This window comes from Salegentibacter salinarum (assembly GCF_900168115.1).
Classification (GTDB): domain Bacteria; phylum Bacteroidota; class Bacteroidia; order Flavobacteriales; family Flavobacteriaceae; genus Salegentibacter; species Salegentibacter salinarum.
The window spans coordinates 71,578-88,950 of the sequence record NZ_FUZC01000007.1 but is presented as its reverse complement, the minus strand read 5'-3'; the positions used below and the strand labels follow the sequence as shown (position 1 = coordinate 88,950).

Below are 17,373 nucleotides of genomic sequence, written 5' to 3'. Positions count from 1 at the left end.
ATATAAAATTAAAGATATTCAAGCTTAATTCGAATATTTTAAACGGGCAATTTTTATTATTTTCGGGCTTTCACACCGGCACAAATCCTTAACCGATTCCTATGAAAATTCTGCATACCGCCGACTGGCATATTGGTAAAAAATTGCATAAACATGGTCTACACCCAGATTTTGATCTTTTTACAGATTGGCTTTGCGATTGTATTGCTGAAAATAAGGTAGAAGTACTTTTGGTTTCCGGTGATGTTTTTGATCTCGCCAATCCTTCTTCTGAAGCCAGACAGCAATATTTTAAAGCTTTAATGAAGCTGAAGCGTCTGGACTGTAAAATTATTATAACCGGTGGCAACCACGATTCCCCTACGATGCTAAATGCCCCGCAAGAAGTTTTACGGGAATTAGATATTCATATTATTGGTGGACTGCCGAATGAGATTTCAGATTGTATAATTCCTATAAAAAATAAAGAAAACCAAACGGAATTGGTGATTGCTGCCCTACCCTATTTACGCGATGCTGATTTGCGGACTGCCAGCCAGGGAAATGCTTATGAAGACAGACTCGAAGCCTTGCGAAAAGGAATTCAGCAAACATTTTTAGATGCCGCTGAAATTTGTAAAACGCAATATCCAGGCGTTCCCGCGATCGCTATGGGTCATCTTTTTGCCGCAGGCGCCGAAACTTCAAAAAGTGAACGCGATATTCAAATAGGGAACCAGGCGGCTTTTAATGCGCTCCAATTTGGCGATTATTTTAATTACATCGCGCTGGGTCATATTCATAAACCACAAAGGGTAAATGCGGCTACTCCTACTTTCTACAGCGGTTCGCCTATTCCTCTTTCGTTTAGTGAACGTAGCAATAGAAACCGGATTCTTCTTTTAAATAACGAAACAGGTTGGGAACCACAAAATATTGAAATTCCTGGTTTTAGAAAATTACTGAAAATAGCCGGCACCCTTGAAATTCTTCAGCAAAAATTATGGGAATTGCAACCTCGCTCCGGACTCGCTTCTTTAATTGAAATTGAATTAAAAGAAGAAAATTTTGATTCTAATAAAATCTATGAACTGGACCAGTTAGTCGATAATTTTAAAGTGGAAGGTTATGAGATCGTAAAACACCGCGCCACTTTTGAAAATAAAATAAGCGGCAGCGGCGAACTTTATGAGGAAAAACAGCAGTTGGAAGATATTAAGCCCTTAGATGTTTTTCAGAAATTAGTAGACCGTCAGGAAGAAGATGAGGATACCCGCCAGGAATTATTGAGCGCTTTTAATGAAATTCTTGAAGAAGTGCACCAATCTAAACAAGTTTAAACAATGAAGATTCTTAGCATAGCTTTTAAAAATATCAATTCCCTTAAAGGCGAAAATTTTATAGATTTTGAAGCTTCCCCGTTTTCGGGAAATACACTATTTGCCATAACGGGTCCCACAGGTAGCGGGAAAAGCAGTATTCTGGATGTGATTTCGCTGGCGCTTTTTAATCAGGTGCCACGATTGGGGAAAATAAGTAAAAAGGAAATCAGGGAAAAAGGTGCGATTCTTACGCGAAATCAAAAAGAAGCCTATGCTAAAGTTACCTACCAAACCAATGCCGGGCGTTTTACTTCTTCCTGGAGTATTGAGGTGAACCGAAACGGAAACCTGAACGATTATAATATGGAGATTGCCAATCTTCAGGACAACTCGATTTTAGATCTAAAAAAGTCTGAAATTCCGGCGAAAAATGAAGAACTAATCGGGTTAAATTACGACCAGTTTATTAAATCGGTTTTACTTGCCCAAGGAGATTTTGCCAAATTTCTTTCGGCTAAAAAAGAGGAACGTGGCGAACTATTAGAGAAAATCACCGGCACCGGAATTTACCGACAATTGGGAATAATGGCCTATGAACGTTTTAAAGCTGAAACTTCTGAAATTGAAAAGCAGCAGGACGAGATAAAATTGATTAACTCGTATTTACTATCTGATGAAGATCTGGAAATTTTCAAGAAAGATTTAAAAGCAAAAACCACTCAAACTGAAAGTTTGCAGAAGGATTTAAGGTTGATTGAAAAACAGCTGGAATTAAAGCAAAACATTCAAAAACAGGAAAAAGAAATTATCGGTATACAGGCTGAAGAATTAAAACTGAATGCGCAGCTAAAGGAATTTGAAAACCAATACGGAGAAAGCCTTAAACAACACGAGAAACTACAGCCAATTACTGAAGAAATACAATCCTGGAAAAGATTTCAGCAAGACTTAGGTGATTTAAAAACTGGTTTAAATAAAACTTCGGAAAAAATTGAACTGAATAAAGAAAATACAAGCAATTTTATACAAGAGGTAAGAAGTTTTATTCACGAGGAAGTTTACGTAGAAAACCTAAAGGAAAAACTCACTGATTTTACTGAGAAAATAAGGAAACTTCAGGAAGAAAAAACTTCTTTGGCACACGATTATAAAAGTAAACTCCAATTATTTAAAACCGAAATCAGGGAAATAAACCTGGAGTTCCCGGAGAATGATTTAAAAGCCGGAAAAGAAATCCTACAGAATCTTAAAGCTGAAAAAACTCAACAAAAACAACAGCTAGAGAATGATTTAAAAGAGGTGGATTTAGAAAATATTGCTTCGGAAAAGAATCGACTGAAAACCGAATTAGAAAAAAGCCGTGAAGCCAGGAGTTTTTCAGAAAAAAACCTGGAACAAAAGCAGAAACAGTCAGATCTCAAAAAGGAAATTGAGTCCCTTAAACCGGAAATAGAAAATTTACCTAAAACAATTCAGGAAGAAAAAACTATCCTTATTTCTTTAAAAAAGGATTTGGAAATCCTTCAGCTAAAAAAGGAAAATCAGTTAAAAACTGCACAATTAAAAGATCTTAGAAAATCTTTGAAAACGGGAGAAGCCTGTCCGCTTTGTGGCTCAAAAGAACATCCTTATTCTGAACATTTTCCAGATTTTGAAGATGATCTTGCGGTTAAAATTTCAGCAAAAAGTTTAGAAATAGATGAGCATAATTCCAAGCTTACGCAAGTGCAATCTAAACTATTGCATTTAGAAGACTCATTGGAAAATGTCAAAAAACAATTAAGTGAAATCGAAGCTAAGATTAGCAAAAATGAAGATAATTTCAAGAAAAAAAATCCCGAATTTGAGAAGCCTGAAACTATAAATTGGGAAAGGCAGATTGCTACTTTAAAAGCAAAAATTGAGAATATAGAATCTTTTGAGGCTATAAATCCGCAATTAAAAGCGATAGCCGGTGGATTACCAGTTTTAGAAGAGTTAAAAAAAATACTTCAGCGGGGAAAATTACTGCAGCAGCAACTTCTGGAGCAGTATCCAGGAAAAAATATTGGTGAGGATAGTCAGCAATTAATGGATAATTGGAATTCATTACTACAGGAAAAAAAATATCTCCAAGAAAACGAAAAACAGCAAAGAGAACAGTTTCATAAAAAATCGAAAACTTATGAAGATTTAAAGGAAAAACTGCAACAGCAGGTTTTAGAAAAAGATTTTGAAAGTATTGAAAACGCTTACCAATCGCTTTTACCCGGAAATAAATTCTTTGACTTAAAAAAGCAAAAAGATGATTTTCTAAAACAAAAAAGCATTGTTGAAACCGGCATTTCTACCCTTAAAAAGCAATTAAAGCAGTTTAAAGAAAATGAAAGCGAACGCTCTACAGAAGACTTAACAAGGGAGCAACAACAGAAGCAGGAAGCTTTTGAATCCACTCAATCGAATTGCGAAGAATTAAGAAGAAAGCTTAATAATAATACTGAGAATATTTCCCATTTAAAAAGCCTTGAAAATCAAATTGCTGAAAAGGAAAAGGATTGCAAACGCTGGCGACTCTTAAATACGCTAATTGGAGACCGGCAGGGAAAAAAATTCAACGATTTTGCACAGGATCTTACCTTATCCCAGCTCATTTATCTAGCGAATATTCGATTAAAAGATTTAAGTGAACGTTATAAAATTGATAAAGCTATGAATGGCGAAGATGACGGTTTGGTGGCGATAGATGAAGATATGGGCGGACAAAGGCGATCGGTTAAAACACTTTCGGGTGGTGAAACTTTCCTATTAAGTTTGTCTCTCGCCCTGGCTTTATCTGACCTCGCTTCGAGAAATGTAGAAATAAACAGTCTCTTTATCGATGAAGGTTTTGGAACTTTAGACCCCGAAACTTTGGATCAAACGCTGGATACATTAGAAAAACTCCAAGTCGAGTCTGGTAAAACTATTGGAATTATTAGCCACGTAGCTTCGCTTAAAGAGCGAATTGGAACTCAAATTCAACTAACCAGAAATGGGCAGGGATATAGCAGTTTGGTGGTTAAATAATGTTGCGGGTTGAAAATAAAAATTATAATTATTCTAAACTACAGGTTTCAGAATCCAGCTCAAATTGAATGGTAAAATGTTCAAAATTATAGGTTTTTAAAGACTCTAAGACTTCAGATTTACGGTTTAGGTATTCCTTAACGCTATTAATATCTTCCAGTTTTACGTGAGCTGTAAAAACGTGATGCTCTCCCTCCTGCGACCAAATATGCACGTGATGCGTGGAAGCCACACCGGGAATTTTCTCAATGTTTTGTTTTATCTCATCCAGATTAATATCAGACGGGGTGCCTTGTAAAAAAATAAAAAGCGTCTCTTTTAATCTTTTGAAAACATTCCATAAAATATAAAGCGTGATTACCAAAGATAAAGCCGGATCCAGGTAATGAATGTCTTTAAACTGCAAAATAATAGAAACTACGAGGATTGAAGTCCATCCCAAAACATCTTCTATAAGATGCCAGGAAATCACTTTTTCGTTTAAGGTTTTACCACTGCTTAATTTCCAGGCGGCGAATCCGTTCACTGCCACCCCTATAATTGCAAAGATCATCATCCCTTCGGCATCAGAATGTTCCGGAGCCATAAGTCGGCCCACCGCTTCATAAATCACATACACCGAACCTGCAATAAGTATCAAACTATTGAGTAAAGCTCCTAAAAGGGAAAATCTTCGGTATCCAAAAGAAAATTTAGAGTTGCTTTTTTGTTTCGATTTATGATCAAGGTACCAGGAAGTCCCCAGTGAAAGACTATCACCGAGATCATGAACTGCGTCAGAGATAATGGCAATGCTGTTCACGTAAACTCCACCAATAAATTCAATAATAGTAAAACCGAGATTGAGAAAAAATACAAGGCGTAAATTTTTTTCAGAAGAATTCTTATGATGATGGTGCCCCATACTTTTGAAAAACTTAGGTCAATTGATTTTCACTCCGAAATTAGTCATTTTTAGTGTATTTATAAACCTTCCTCGTCTTCAGTAAAAAATATTGTGCTCAGCTTAAATTTTACTATTAATTTTATTCAAAATTTCGTATATTAGAATGAATATCAAAAACTTATAGCTGTGAAAAATTTAAAATCCCTATTGCTTTTTTTAGTGGGTATGCTTATTTACTACGCGCCCCTAAATGCTTCGCCATTTTTACAGGATTCCGATCAGGATTATGTAGAGTATAAAGGTGAAGTGATCAACTCAAATAACGAGGATGTGATCGTAAACGCACACTTGTCGGTAAATGAAACCAATATCTCTACGGTTACGAATTCCGAAGGAAAATTTTCTCTTAAAGTACCAAAAGGATCCAGTCCTGCCACTGTAAATATTTCTTATCTGGGGTACCAGAGCAAGAATTTACCTTTGAGCTATTTTAAACCCCGGGGAACAATTATATACCTGGAGCCCGTGGTAGAAGAACTTTCTGAAGTAAAAGTTTATGAAGCAGGAGATGCCAGAAGGCTGGTACGTAATATGTTAGATAACAGAGGAGATAATTATATAGATGACCCAACCCAAATGACAGCTTTTTATAGAGAAAGTATAAGTAAAGGGAATAGAAATGTTTCCCTGAGTGAAGCTGTGGTAAAAATTCATAAAAAACCCTATAGTGATTTTGGTGAAGAAGACATAGAACTCGTTAAAGCGCGAAAAACTGCTGATTATGAACGTCTAGATACCCTGGCCTTAAAATTGCGTGGCGGCCCTTTTAATACGCTATTTATAGATGTGATGAAGTACCCAGATTATCTCTTTTATGAGCGTGATTTAGATAATTATGAGTTCAGTTTTGAAGAACCCACACAAATCGATAACCGGTACTTGTATGTGGTGAGCTTTGAAGATATGAATAAAAATATGCCCTGGTTCTTTGGGACGCTATTTATAGACGCCGAAACCCAAAGTCTGGTAAGAGCAAAATTAAATATGAATGTAGATAACCGGCGTGCAGCTACCAATATGTTTGTTAATAAAAAACCCGGTGGCACCAAAGTCTACCCTATTGAAGTGATGTATGATATAGATTATCATCAGCAAGACGGCAAATGGTATTTTGGCTACTCCAACGCGCAGCTTCTTTTTGTAGTAAACTGGAAAAGAAAGTTGTTTAATTCCAGGTATCTTGTAGATTCTGAAATGGCAGTTACCAACTGGCATCCACAAAGTGAAGACAGAATTAAGAAAAGGGATAATTTTATCAATAAAAGAGTAGTAATGGCCGATGATATTTCCGGTTTTACGGACTTACAATTTTGGGGAAGTAATAATATTATAGAACCCGATAAATCTATACAAAATGCCATAGAAAAGATTCAGGAAAATATTCAATAAATTCCTAATAAAACTTATTTTCGAATAAAGTATTTTTAAATAGAATATTGAAGGTTGTTTAGAAAGTACATTAAGCTTTTTAGACAACCTTTGATATTTTAAAACAATTTCAATATTGCTATAAGCTAGATAGGTGAGTTTTTAGGGTAAGATATTTGACTTTTAAAATTCAAGTCTCAAGTAAAAATTGTAAATGGATGGCTATCAACTAGTACTGGGGCCACGACTCCTCCTTTTTTTTTATCCGGAAATGAAATAAACAAAGAATTCATTGGGTACTGTACGATTGAAAAATACTAGGAAATTTCAAAAATGGGATTTTTTCTTGTTTTTAAACGTCTTGGCAAATGTTTTTAATTAGTTTGAAATCCAATTCTTAATCTCTGCTAGAACTTCATCGTTTTTTACAATATCCAAATGCTTGGCTTCAGGAATAAGATTGACGGTTACAAAACTGTTTGCTGGCTCAAAAACTTTTTCAAAACGATTTGGATAAAAGCTTTCATCCCTTTCTCCAACAATAACCAGTGAGTTTGTACTCAGTTGTTTTACTTCATCTTCAAAATCCTTCGGGGCAAAATTTACAGCCATCTTATAAGAATACGATTCAACTTGCAGGCTATCATTATATGCTCTAGGTCTATTAAAAAATAAAACTGGCATTTCATTGAAATAGGTTATTCCTATAGGATTTAATAGTGATATTCCCACCCATCTTTTAACCCCTACAGTTATCCAATCTCCGCTATTGGGTTTTACAGTAGGAGAATCGTGCCCTAAGTATGGTGAAATCATAATGGCTTTATCTACATTCGTGAGCCTGGTATTTCCAATGTATCGTAAAACAAGACCTCCGCCAGAGGAATGCCCAGCTAAAATTACCTTTTCTGCTCCCAAATTTTCTTTTGCATAATGAATAATATCCTCTATGTCATACTCTAATTGGCCGATATAGTCTATATCCACTTCAGTGGAGATATTTCTTCCGTGGCCTCTTAAGTCGGGAGTTATTACCGTTGCCAGATTGGTACTTGATAAAGAGTTAGCTAAATGGGCTAAATATCTACTTTCTGTACCGGAACCATGAATAAGTATTACAGCGGTTTTGGTATTGCTGGCATAAATTCTGGTAAATAATTTTTGAGTATTTCTAGTTTTAATCCATACTTCCTGAGCTTTTGAGAGCGAGTTAGTGGCTGTGGTATCTATAGAACTATAATTAAAATTTTCAATACTCTTTTTTGTTGGAATCGGCCAATAAATAAGAATTAAGACTACAGAAAAGAATAGAATACAATTGATTATTAGGAATATGAAAATTTGTTTTAAAGTTCTGTTCATCTTTTGATCTAAAAAGGTTATTCAAACTTATTTCGAAATAGTTTGGGTATAAACTTTATTAATCTGAAATGTTAATTTAAAGCGACGAATTGTAATTTGGCCACGTCCTATGTCGAGTAGGTAAAGGGGAATTTCACCCCTAAACCTCTCACAAAACCGTACGTGATAGTCTCCCATCATACGGCTTTTGTTATACAAATCCCTGAGGATTTTTGTTTCATTCCGTGAACTCATCCTCTTATAGAGTTGGTAAATGTAATGAAACTGTATAACCTAACCCCTTCGCTCCATTCCCATTACAGGAACTTCATCACTACTACGGGTTAGTCCGTCCCTGGACAATATCTTGGTATTCTGCCTCTAGTTTGATCCTATTGTGCATTTCCCTTAACACTATTGTACAGGTTCCCGAGTTCCGTAAATGAGCCCGAATAAAAGTCATGCCACCTGAATGACGCCTGCCGTACAGCCAGTAATTAGCTTCCGCTGTACTTGTCACTGCATTTTTACCTCTACAGCTTTTGACAGAGTGTAAGCACATTCTCGACACCTCTTCAGTGGTTCACTTTCGTTCATCTCTTTTATCCATACCTGATAAACTCATGGTTTACCTTTTCCTAAACGCTCAGTACCATGGCTCTTTACCATAGAACCTTTAGGTGGTTTGCAAGCCCCGCCTATACAGCGCTTGCGGTGGATCGTCCAGTAAAACTGGATCCCACCATCTCAAATACAGCATGCAATGATATTTTGCCGTCATTGCTTCTCGGCACACATAAAAATTGTGCAAGCTGGTGAGAGTGACGATGTGCAAGATAACCCCCTAAGCTCAGTAGGAAATTTCAATTTAAGACCGGTTTTAGCAGTGTTTTATATGTTGAAAGTAGTACTTCCCGCACGGTTATTCAGTATTATATAACCCCACTACTTTTTTGAAATCTGTCGGATACGTTATTTCGTAAAAATAATTTAACTGCCATTTTTGAGTTCTTTCCGCTTGTTTATTATTTGCATTGACCCAACTCGGGTACACGCGAATTGCCCTTTTTCCTTCTTTTTTCTCTGTTGATATGATTCCTTTTTTCATCAACACAGATTTTGGAAAAACAAATTGTCCCAACTCGTTTTCAGACTTTACGTTTACTGTAAAAAAATCAAATTGGTCATTTTCTTTAAAAGGTTCAATTGGTCCATTTCCATTCCGTTTCCAAAAAGTAACAAACTGTCCTACTTTTTTAGGGGTAATTTTAGCGTTTCTGCTTATAATTTTTCGACCGTTTAAATCAAATCTGCAAGCTTCATACTCTTTACTTTCCGTTTCAAGTAGAAAATCCGATATTTTAAATCCGCATTTTTCATAAATTTCCGTCTTTATTCGGTTAAGATTATCATCCATATTTCTTACTTAGTTTGATTTTTAAAGAAGCGAGCACTGACTTTCGATTTAAGATTGATTCAACACCTTTGTTGGCAGCTGGCTTTTTTGTGTACTAACAATGTTTTAATTGACATCTGTTGAAGTTTGTTTCAATCTGAACAGTAGGATGCTGAATACGATGTTTTCGCATAAGTTTGATTATTTTGTTTAAAATATCCTGTTCAGCTTTTCCTGTTGCGTTGTTGACAACTGCGTGTAAGGAGCCTACATTGTAACTACCGTCCAAACTCCACACGTGAAGATCGTGTATATTGGTAATGCCTTCTATTTTGTGTAAATCCGTTTCTAAATGGCTCAGATCTACATTTTCAGGTACCGACTGCAACATTACTTTAAGGGTATTGATTAAATTTTTAGAAGCATTGATCCCTATATATAAAGCAATAGCAATCGTTAAAAATCCGTCTATCCAATTCCAACCTGTAAAGTGTATGATTGCAGCTCCAATCAATACGACCGCCCAACCCAATACATCTTCGAACAAATGAAGCATTATAGATTCGCTGTTATGGTTATGTCCCTGATGATGATGTCCGCCCTCATTTTTTATTCTAAGGAAAGCAAACCCATTTACTGCAAGCCCTAAAACTGCCAACCATAACATTCCTACACTGTGAATTTCTTTAGGATTTATAAAAGAGTTGTATGCAGCAAAAACCATTGTTACTGAGCCTGCCAATAGAAATATGGACAAACCTAATGCTGCTAAAAGCGAAAAACGTTTGTAACCATAGGAAAATTTAGCGGTGCGTTTCTTGTCCGAAACATTTTCTAACAATATTGCCAAACCTATTGCTCCTGCATCCATAAAATCGTGAAACGCATCTGCAATAATTGCTGTTGAATTGGTTAAGATACCACCAATTAGTTCAATTATTGAAAAGAAAAAGTTGAGCCAAAAAGCTAATGACAATGCACTTTTTTTAGAACGTTTATTTCCTGCAGGGTTGTGGTTGTGATTGTCCCTGTTACAATTTATATGTTCGTGATTATTTGCCATTTTATTTGTTATTTAAATACAAAAATAATGGCTTATGTTGTGCAATACTATTGCAAACTTTCATCGAGACAATTTTCGCAAATCCCTTTGGCGAAGAAGCGGATTTCATCAATCCTGAAATCTCCCTCTATCTGGTTGGGCAAAAGAATATTTTCCCTACAAGTGGTTTGTTTACATATTTTACAGTAGAAATGTAAATGCCAATCTTTATGTGTACTTTCACTACATTCATCATCACACAAAACGTATTTTGTGGTGGTGTTTTCCTGAATACTATGTACAATTCCTTTCTCTTCGAATGTTTTTAAGGTCCGGTATATTGTAGTTCTATCTGCAGTAAAAAGCTGCTCTTCAATTTCCGATAATGACAATGCCACATTTTGGGTTACAAGAAAATCGTATACCAAAATTCTCATACTTGTCGGTTTCGTACTTCTATTTAATAATTTGTTTACAGTAACCTTGTCCATTCTGCTTTTCCATTAAAAAAAAGTGTCTTAATTCTTCAAAACACCTATTTATTCTATTTCTATATTACGTCATTTTTTCGCTTGCTGCTAAGGTCCCGTATAAAAACAGTGCGAACAGGCGAGCTTGATTTTCCGCAGGAGAATCAGGCGCTGCAAGCAAGCACGGACTTTCGATTTGGGACTGGTTTAAGCATCTTTTTTACATCGATGAAAAAGCAGTAAATCAAGTATCTTAAATAAAAAAAACGATAAGATATGGACACTCAATCTACTACTTTAATTCCAAAGTTATACGTTGCTATTGATATTCACAAGAGAAGCTGGAAAATACATTGCAGCACTGATCTTTTTGCAGGTAAATCCTTTTCCATGCGACCTGTTCCTGAACAACTGTTTCAGTACGGTTTGGTTCCTTAAAACACCTGGCAGGATATGTCGGTCTTGCCCCGGGAATGCATCAAAGTGGTGCTTCCAATAAAGCTATGGGAATAAACCCCAGATCCAACCGCCTGATCCGATCCTATTTTGTGGAAGCTGCCTGGCAGGCCATTCGCACAGATTCTGTAATAAAGGCTTACTACCCTACTCATTTAGAAAAAGAGGATAAAAAAAATATTGTCAAAATCGCTCATAAACTTATCAGTAGAACACTGGAAGTTATAAAACAGAAACTCCCTATGTAGTAGGTGTCGTTGGATAAATTTTAAAAATTAATACTAACCAGCTCAAACCAATTTCAGCATATATCACAAAACAGTATACATGGCCAATTCTGGATCACATTTTTTAGCTAGTGGACAGGTTTTTAGAATCAAAATCATATGATGCCAGAGTGAGGACCACATATAGGATGCGGAGTAGGTTATAAGTATTGAAATATTGACAAGTAAGCAAGTGCTGAAAAACTTGCCAACATTTCAACACTCCAAAAACATCATCAAGATGAAATAAAATAGAAAATAAAACATTAAATCTGAGAGAAGGGCTTATTGCTTTTCAGAGGATATTTTGTTGGCAACAATTTTATTTCTTTAAACTTTTGTTTTCCTCTAAACAAGAGAATTCCAGGTTATAAGGGGTGTCTCGATTGTTCCCAAAAGCATTAACTTGTAGACTGTTCGGGTTCTTAGAAATTGAATTGCCTATTTTTAAAAAATCAAAAAATCCACTTGTTTACCAATCTAAAAGAATTACCTCGGTTCCTGAACTTTTATCAAGAATCACTTTCTCAGACATATGTTGATCTTGATCAATGTACTTTTCTATTATTACTCCGCTATATTCATTCGATTTTTCATTTTGAATTAATGATTCACAGTATACTTTGGTATCAGCAGTACCACTGAAAAATGCTAAACCTATTACCCGTTTAAGCCCGGTATAATATTAAATTTTTTCATTCAGAAAAGGGTCTTTGTTCAAATTTAGGGACATCCTTTACAATTTGATATGGAATAATGACATTATAAAAAACTGGAGAGGAATGGAAGCTTTAAGAGATAAAAATAATAGTATTAATAAAATTTGTAAAATTAATTTTTCGCTTTTATAAGAATTCATTGTCTTCTATAAATAATATATTTATACTTCAATCGCTTTTCCGAACAATAAGTGCCTATTGGTAGTTATTTATAAATTTGAATACATCCAAAAGTCGTATACTTTTGGATGTATTCAATAAATTCAATTTTAATTTTGCTATTACCATTCATTCTATGAGATTATATATCCTGATTTTAATATCCCTGCTTACACTTTCTTGCAAGGAATCCCCTGAGCAACTCTCATCAAATTCACAATCTTCCAAAGCTCTGGTGACTCCAAATGCAATGGTAGTTTCTGCACGGGCAGAAGCCTCCGATATTGGTGTTTTAATAATGCAGAAAGGAGGAAATGCTTTTGATGCTATGGTAGCAACCGAGATGGCCCTGGCAGTAACTTATCCTTTTGCCGGCAACCTGGGAGGTGGTGGCTTTATGGTATACCGAGAAGCAAATGGTAATAAAGGATCACTTGATTTCCGGGAAAAGGCTCCCCTGGCCGCTACTAAAACAATGTATCAAAATGAGAAAGGCGAAGTAAATAGTATGGCTAGTCGCTATGGTGGTCTGGCAGTGGGAGTGCCCGGTACTGTAGCCGGTATATTTGCTGTCCATGAAAAATTTGGCACCCTGCCAATCGATACTATCCTCAAACCGGTAGTGGAGTTAGCCAAAAAGGGATTTGTAGTTACAGAAAATCAACAAAATAGACTGAAAAAATATCAAAATGAATTTTTAGAAAACAATGAAGATACTATAATGTTCGCTTTAGATCATAAATTAGGTGATACCATTAAAAATGAAGCTCTCGCAGCTACACTAGAAAGGGTTATAAGAAATGGAAGAGATGAGTTTTATGGTGGCTCTACCGGGAATAAAATAGTCGCTTTTTTAGATCGAAAGGGCGGCATCATCACCTTGCAGGATTTTAAAGATTATCAAGTTCGTTGGAGAAATCCAATTGAAGTTGATTATAAGGATCTTAAAATAATATCTATGCCTCCCCCTTCAAGTGGAGGAATTGTATTAGGACAAATCCTTAAAATGTTAGAGCACTATCCACTCACTGAATACGGACATAACAACTTGCCTTATATCCAATTATTAACGGAAGCCGAAAGAAGAGCATATGCCGATAGAAGTTACTATTTAGGCGATCCAGATTTTGTCGAAATCCCCACCGATAGCCTACTTTCAGATTACTATTTGAAAAACAGGATGGAATCCTTCACACCTAATCAGGCTACACCTTCCAATGAAATAGATTATGGAAGAATAAGTGGTTTTGAGAGCATGGAAACTACCCATTATTCTATCGTTGATTCTCTTGGCAACGCAGTTTCCGTGACGACAACACTTAATGGAGCCTATGGTTCTAAGATGTACATAGAAGAACTAGGCTTTTTCTTAAACAATGAAATGAATGATTTTAGTTCCAAACCAGGTGTACCGAACATGTTCGGATTAATTGGTGCAGAAGCTAATGCTATTGCTCCCGAAAAAAGAATGTTAAGTTCTATGACCCCAACCATTGTAGAAAGAGACAATGAACTCTTTATGGTTTTAGGGAGTCCTGGAGGATCAACCATTATAACCTCCGTTTTACAAACAATTTTAAATGTTCAGACCTTTGATATGTCGATGCAGGAGGCCGTGGATGCACCCCGATTCCATCATCAATGGCTGCCAGATGAAATACTCTTCGAACCCAAAGCCTTTGAAGAAGAATTACTTGACTCCCTGGAGCTACGGGGCTATGAGATAAATCAACAGGACTCTCAGATTATTGGTAAAGTAAACGCTATTAAGGTGCTTTCCAATGGAATGTTAGAGGGAGGTGCTGACCGAAGAGGAGATGAATCCGCAAGGGGTTATTAACGAAAACGTTTAACGTTAAAATTTTAAAATTAATAACATATAGATTTACTAGGGTTTTGGTTTTATTATCTTTGATTATAAAACTATAATATTATGATAAAGAATTACTTAGTGATTTGTTTTCTTTTTTTCGGAACTCTTGTCTTTAGTCAGGAGACGGAAATTTCGGGAACAGTAATAGATGATCAATCCCAGCCACTACCCGGTGTTTCGGTTGCGATTAAAGGAACCAATCAGGGAACCATTACCGATTTTGATGGTAATTATTCTATTAATGCTTCTATGGGAGAAACGTTGGTCTTTACCTTTGTGGGCTTTGATGCCAGGGAAATAGTAATAGACCAGACTACCATAGATGTAAAAATGGTTGCGGGTACTGCCCTGGGAGAAGTAGTGTTGGTAGGCTCCAGAAGTCGTAGCCGAACCGTAACGGAATCTGCCGTTCCTGTCGATGTATTGGACATGCAGGAAATACAAACGGCGGTACCACAAGTAAACCTTAACCAGATGCTTAATTATGTTGCGCCCTCATTCTCTTCAAATACGCAAACAATTGCAGATGGTACAGACCATATTGACCCCGCATCCTTAAGAGGACTTGGTCCAGACCAGGTTTTAGTACTCATCAATGGGAAAAGAAGACATAATTCTTCTTTAATTAATGTCAACGGCTCTTTTGGACGGGGAAGTGTTGGAACCGATTTAAATGCAATTCCGGCAGCGGCTATTCAAAGAATTGAAGTATTGAGGGATGGTGCTGCCGCACAATATGGTTCTGATGCTATTGCAGGGGTAATTAATATTGTTCTAAATGAAGAAGTTGGGGAGTTGAATTTAAACGTAACTTCTGGTGCAAATTTCTCGAAAAATGCTAACAAACAAACCGGAGGAATAGACGGCGAAACTGTAAACGTTGCGGCAAGCTATGGAATTGGTCTCGGCGAGAATGGCGGATTTGTAAATTTCGCCGGGGACTTTGATTACCGAGAGCCTTATAACCGAATGGCAGAATGGGAAGGTTCTATTTTTAATGCCTACAATGCCATTGAGCGCGTTGCCACTAATAGTGGGGCCGATATTTCAGATCTTAGCGATAATCAAATTAAGCAATTTGCCCAACAGGTTTCCTATTTCGATTCTGATTTTCAAAATGATATTGCTTCCGCTGAAGACAGATCAGCTTTACAAGGGCTACTTGGAATGAATGTTACCGAAGCAGAACTTGAAGCCCGTGGGCAACAGCGAAGCGATTACAATATGAGGGTAGGTCAATCTGCGCTTCGCGGTGGTCGATTCTTTGCTAATCTTTCACTCCCCCTGGATGATAATGGGACTGAATTATACTCTTTTGCGGGAATTAGCTCTCGACGAGGAGAGTCGGCGGGCTTTTACCGATTACCAAATCAAAGCCGAACCTATACCCCTATTTACATTAATGGGTTTCTTCCACGAATTAATTCAAAAATTAAAGATAAATCCTTATCGGCTGGTATTAAAGGAATGATCGGCGAATGGAATGTGGATTTCAGTAATACCTACGGGCAAAACAGGTTTGATTATTTAATTTCAAATACTTCTAATGCGTCTTTAGAAGGTGCCTCCCCTACCAGTTTTGATGCCGGGGGGTTTTCATTTTCACAAAACACCACCAACCTTGATATTTCCAAATATTTTGAAGATGTTTTTGATGGCCTAAACGTGGCTTTCGGAGCAGAACATCGTTGGGAGAATTACGAAATTAATGCCGGTGAAAGAGCATCTTACGAACAATATACTGAAGAGGGTGATGTAATTACCAATGCTTCTCAAGTTCCCGCACAGGATTTCTTCGGAAATGCTCGGGCAGGAGGATCTCAGGTATTCCCAGGTTTTAGTCCGCAAAATGAAATTTCTCGCGAACGAAGCAGTGTAGCTGGATATTTTGATGTTGAAGCAGACTTTACCGATAAATTCCTGCTAACCTTCGCTACTAGATTTGAAAATTATTCTGATTTTGGATCTACTATTAACTTCAAACTGGCATCTCGTTATAAGCTTAGTGAAAATGTAAATATTAGAGGTGCAGCAAATACAGGTTTTAGAGCGCCATCGTTACACCAGTTAAATTTCAATTCAACATCTACCGTATTTAATGATGAAGGAGTTCCAGTAGAGGTTGGAACATTTTCTAACGATAGCCGAGCAGCACAGTTGCTGGGTATTCCAGAGTTAAAGGAAGAAACTTCACAAAGTGTGAGTGTTGGCCTTACTGCAAAAATTCCTGATGCAAATCTTACTTTCACGGTGGATGGATATTTTGTTGCTATAGATGATAGAGTTGTGTATACCAGACAGTTTAGAGGTCCGGGAACAGGTACGGAATTGGATCAGTTACTCTCTCAAGCGAATGCAACAGCCGCTGCATTTTTTGCAAATGCCATAGATACTGAATCAAAAGGTATCGATGCAGTAATTACCCATAATGCTGTTTTTGGTGAAAATCTTCAGTTAAAATCAGATCTTGCGGCTACATTCTCCAAGACAAAGCAAGTTGGAAATATTCAGGCTTCTCCTGAATTGGAAAGAGCCGGTTTGGTAGATACTTATTTTCCGGAAGATAGCCGTATTTATTTAGAAGAGGCTGTACCAAGAACAAAGGTTAATTTAAGTAATAGCCTTGTAGCCGGAAAATTTAATTTTTTCCTTAGAAACGTTTACTTCGGTAAAGTAACCGAAGCAATTTCAGATCCGCTAAGGCAACAGGAATTTGACGGAAAAGTAATTACTGATCTTTCTGTAGGTTTTAAAGCTACTGATGTTTTAACACTAACACTAGGATCAAATAACATTTTTGATATTTATCCTGAAGCAGCTGATCCAGGATTTGGGAATCGTAGTGATGGTAGATTCGATTGGTCAAGATCGGCCCAGCAATTTGGATTTGCAGGTAGATTTTTATTTGCCAGACTCAGTATTAATCTAAAGTAGCATTAATGGCTTAATAAGATAATCCCTGGAAAAATTTCCGGGGATTATTTTTATGCG

At 36.6% G+C, this 17,373-nt stretch carries 11 protein-coding genes; 6 read left to right on the top strand and 5 right to left on the bottom strand.

Going from position 1 to position 17,373, the window contains the following annotated elements:
* The first annotated feature begins 101 nt into the window (after nt 1–101).
* Together B5X53_RS10055 and B5X53_RS10050 are read left to right on the top strand one after the other, a co-directional pair.
* On the top strand, nt 102–1,319 hold the full coding sequence (locus B5X53_RS10055; RefSeq protein WP_079713099.1) for an exonuclease SbcCD subunit D C-terminal domain-containing protein: 1,218 nt from the start codon (nt 102–104) through the stop codon (nt 1,317–1,319).
* Nucleotides 1,320–1,322: 3 nt separating this feature from the next.
* A complete protein-coding gene (locus tag B5X53_RS10050; protein WP_079713098.1) occupies nt 1,323–4,346 on the top strand; it encodes an AAA family ATPase in 3,024 nt (1,007 codons plus the stop codon).
* 28 nt (nt 4,347–4,374) lie between these two features.
* On the opposite strand, the gene B5X53_RS10045 is transcribed toward B5X53_RS10050, so the two are convergent.
* Nucleotides 4,375–5,250 carry a cation diffusion facilitator family transporter gene (locus B5X53_RS10045; protein ID WP_079713097.1) on the bottom strand — a complete coding sequence of 292 codons (876 nt, stop codon included), beginning with the start codon at nt 5,248–5,250 and terminating at the stop codon, nt 4,375–4,377.
* A 168-nt stretch (nt 5,251–5,418) separates the two neighbouring features.
* On the opposite strand from B5X53_RS10045, the gene B5X53_RS10040 reads away from it, so the two are divergent.
* The gene (locus tag B5X53_RS10040; protein ID WP_232764171.1) at nt 5,419–6,681 is read left to right on the top strand and encodes a carboxypeptidase-like regulatory domain-containing protein; all 1,263 of its coding nucleotides are present in this window, start codon (nt 5,419–5,421) and stop codon (nt 6,679–6,681) included.
* A 357-nt stretch (nt 6,682–7,038) separates the two neighbouring features.
* Here the strand turns inward: B5X53_RS10040 and B5X53_RS10035 are convergent, their stop codons facing one another.
* The 4 genes from B5X53_RS10035 to B5X53_RS10020 form a co-directional block, all read right to left on the bottom strand.
* Entirely contained in the window at nt 7,039–8,022 is a 984-nt protein-coding gene (locus B5X53_RS10035) for an alpha/beta hydrolase (RefSeq protein WP_079713095.1), read from the bottom strand.
* Between the two features lie 901 nt (nt 8,023–8,923).
* Nucleotides 8,924–9,418, bottom strand: coding sequence for a MepB family protein (locus B5X53_RS10030; RefSeq protein WP_079713094.1), 495 nt, complete (start codon nt 9,416–9,418; stop codon nt 8,924–8,926).
* Between the two features lie 94 nt (nt 9,419–9,512).
* On the bottom strand, nt 9,513–10,460 hold the full coding sequence (locus B5X53_RS10025; RefSeq protein WP_079713093.1) for a cation diffusion facilitator family transporter: 948 nt from the start codon (nt 10,458–10,460) through the stop codon (nt 9,513–9,515).
* A 47-nt stretch (nt 10,461–10,507) separates the two neighbouring features.
* A complete protein-coding gene (locus B5X53_RS10020) occupies nt 10,508–10,930 on the bottom strand; it encodes a Fur family transcriptional regulator (protein WP_079713092.1) in 423 nt (140 codons plus the stop codon).
* A 452-nt stretch (nt 10,931–11,382) separates the two neighbouring features.
* Here B5X53_RS10020 and B5X53_RS19630 point away from each other — a divergent pair, with 452 nt between their 5' ends.
* From B5X53_RS19630 to B5X53_RS10005, 3 genes are all read left to right on the top strand, one after another.
* Entirely contained in the window at nt 11,383–11,613 is a 231-nt protein-coding gene (locus B5X53_RS19630) for an IS110 family transposase (protein WP_232764173.1), read from the top strand.
* Nucleotides 11,614–12,645: 1,032 nt separating this feature from the next.
* Nucleotides 12,646–14,349 carry a gamma-glutamyltransferase gene (gene ggt, locus B5X53_RS10010; RefSeq protein WP_079713247.1) on the top strand — a complete coding sequence of 568 codons (1,704 nt, stop codon included), beginning with the start codon at nt 12,646–12,648 and terminating at the stop codon, nt 14,347–14,349.
* Between the two features lie 93 nt (nt 14,350–14,442).
* On the top strand, nt 14,443–17,316 hold the full coding sequence (locus B5X53_RS10005; RefSeq protein ID WP_079713090.1) for a TonB-dependent receptor: 2,874 nt from the start codon (nt 14,443–14,445) through the stop codon (nt 17,314–17,316).
* Nucleotides 17,317–17,373: the final 57 nt, after the last annotated feature.